Here is a 959-nt window from a genome sequence, read left to right on the forward strand (position 1 = left end):
CAAGAACAAAAATAAAGAACCTAATATTGTTGGGGACTTCACGTCAGCAAGCCTATGAATGGGGAAATTCTCGAAAAGCATATTGGCGTATTGCGCGAAGTCCAATACTACACAGAACTCTCGGCAAAGTCTACTGGGCTAGCTTAGGGTTAAAGAGCATATCCGCAAGATATGAAATTTTGCGTTCGACATAATTTGGAACCGCCGTATACGGAACCGTATGTACGGTGGTGTGAGAGGGACGGAGGTTAGTCACCTCCCCCTATCTCGATTTTTTTGACACGATTGTTCCCGCTGGAGTCGCCGCCTGCCGTTCCAATCACTTGATTCAGCTTCTTCAGTTATAGGTGACACGACAGCCTAACCTGGTTCTATTCGTGTTTTAACCACATTTACTATAATAAAATGAAGTCATTTGACCATAAGTAGTTATAACTGACGTTATAACTTTCTAAGGCTTAAAAATAGAAAACAAGTGAGTTTCCCTGTAGAATTAAAGTCGACAAAAACAATATCCTAGGAGGGAACTCACTTGTCTATTTCTAATGATATAAGAAATCTCATTGATCTTCAAGATGAAAATATAACTTTTTTACCAGGTTGTGTAGAACGTGCTGAATATAAAGGACAACCATGTAAGTTTATTCACGGCGACCTCACTTATGATCCAACACATTGTGAAAAGTGCGGGATAAAAAATGAAAACTATGTGGTTATTAAAAACGGGAAGCAAGTATCTCGCATCACATTACCGATGACGGGGACATCATTGACGTTTTTGAAATTAAAAAAACAACGTTTCTTCTGTCGTTCTTGTCAGTGTAGCTTTACAGCTAAGACACCAATTGTTGAGAAGAATTGTCATGTTTCTAATCAATCAAAAGTCATGATTGTGATTAAAAGTACCGAAGCGCGTTCCGTACAGTCACTATCTAAAGATTGTTCTGTATCTTGGCATA

At 38.8% G+C, this 959-nt stretch carries 1 protein-coding gene; it reads left to right on the plus strand.

All coding sequences use genetic code 11. The features are described from left to right. Positions 1-532: 532 nt before the first annotated feature. Positions 533-959, plus strand: a 427-nt coding sequence (locus tag ABD814_RS06525; RefSeq protein ID WP_344911509.1) for a transposase family protein, incomplete at its 3' end; no start/stop codon positions are given.

The sequence above is a fragment of the Amphibacillus indicireducens genome (assembly GCF_039539605.1).
In the GTDB taxonomy this organism is placed as follows: domain Bacteria; phylum Bacillota; class Bacilli; order Bacillales; family Amphibacillaceae; genus Amphibacillus; species Amphibacillus indicireducens.